The following is a 1743-nucleotide window of genomic DNA, read 5'->3' as shown; positions in this document are numbered from 1 at the left end:
TAAAGTGAAGCCAGGCGGATACATCATGGCCGACAACGTGCTCTGGAGTGGTAAGGTGCTGGAGAAGAACAGAAAAAAGGACGACCCTGATACGCTCACTATTCTGGCATTTAACAAAAAAGTAGCTGACGATCCCCGGGTGCAAAACGTATTGCTTCCAATCAGAGATGGCCTTATGATGCTCAGGAAGAAATAAATGCTTTAACTATTACTTTGCTGCAGGCAATGTAATAAGTTGGAGTCCAGCAAGATATACTTCATAGTTTGGTGATAACTGCCTGAATACTAGCAGCTTACTTTGGAATTGGCTATTCATTTGTAACTTTGTTTCGAATATTTCCCAACTGGTGTATGCTGGCAAAGTGCCATTTTCGATTCCTTCTCTTAATTATTATCTTCTTCCCGGCCACTGATGGGCTGGCCGATAGCGCCGCACCAAGAGTTCCATCTCAAATGGACTTTGCGGGCATGAAGCTCAAGATCACCGATGCGGCACGATCCGATATCCAGCAGCAGGTAGATGCACTGAGAGCCTCCGACAGGTACTTCCGCTTGAGGCTCGACCTGGTATTGCTGTACTTCCCCATTATAGAAAGAGTAATGAAGGAAGAAAACCTGCCCGACGACATCAAATACCTGGTAATACAGGAGAGCGGCCTGGTTTCCGATGCTGTTTCTTCATCGAATGCGGTTGGGTTCTGGATGTTCAAAGAGCCAGCCGGCCGGGAAGTGGGCCTCCGCATTGACAAATATGTGGACGAACGGCTCAATATAGTTTCCTCTACCAGAGGAGCATGCAAATACATTAAGCGCCACAACTTCTTTTTTAATAACTGGGTTTACTCAGTGATAGCCCATAACACAGGGAAGACCGGCGCTGAAAAGCACGTGAACAAATCCAACTTCGGCGCCGACAAGATGACCATTGATAAGGACACACACTGGTATTTTAAGACTTTTCTGGCTCACATGATCGCCTTTCAGGACGAATTGGGTGGGCGACCCTCGTCAGGCCTTGAGCTGAGAGAGTATACAAAGGGAGCAGACAAGCCGCTTGACAAAATATCGAAAGAGCTGAAGGCAGACGAGGCTCTGGTATTTCAATACAACAAATGGTTAAAGAGAGGCCCGGTACCCAGTGAAAAGGAATACTCGGTGATCATTCCTGTGCAAAAAGGTGAAAAAGTGGACCTCATTGCCAAAAATGAGCAAAAGCAAACCCCGGCGTCCTCTCCTTCCGGTGATAGCGAAGAGATAGTGGCACCCGAAGAAAGTGGCATATTGATTCAGGAAAAGTACCCTGATTTGAAAAAAACCATCGACAGCCGCATTGCTTCATTCATAGTGGAAATAAATGGTATTCCAGCCATTATCGCTACAAAAAGTGATGACCTGAAAACGCTGGCGGCCAAGTCAGGGGTGGAAGTGGCAAAGCTTGAGAAGTTCAATGACTTGCGTCCAAACCAGGCGCTTGAAGAAGGGCAGGTCTATTACCTTAAAAACAAACATTGGAGGTCGAACATTTATTATCATACCGTCAGGCAAGGAGAAACGCTTTGGGAGGTGTCGCAGGAGTACGGCATTAAGCTCAATCAGCTAGCGAGAAAAAACAGAATGTTTACTATCGACAAACCTGAGGTGGGCCGGGTGCTTTGGCTCAGGCAAAGACGACCCTCTTCAGTGGATGTAGAGATAAAAGATAACAGTGAAGACTATTTGCCGGCCATTGTCAAAAGTGAGCCT

General features: G+C 46.6%; 2 protein-coding genes. Both read left to right on the top strand.

Translation table 11 applies throughout. The features are described 5' to 3' along the window. Positions 1-196: O-methyltransferase (locus tag RIG68_RS28390; protein WP_502880725.1), on the top strand; the 196-nt coding region annotated here is incomplete at its 5' end. Positions 197-351: 155 nt separating this feature from the next. After that, positions 352-1743: lytic transglycosylase domain-containing protein (locus RIG68_RS28385; protein ID WP_350130362.1), on the top strand; the 1392-nt coding region annotated here is incomplete at its 3' end.

The organism is Imperialibacter sp. (assembly GCF_040222385.1).
In the GTDB taxonomy this organism is placed as follows: Bacteria; Bacteroidota; Bacteroidia; order Cytophagales; family Cyclobacteriaceae; genus Imperialibacter.
This window is presented reverse-complemented; position numbering and strand designations above follow the sequence as displayed.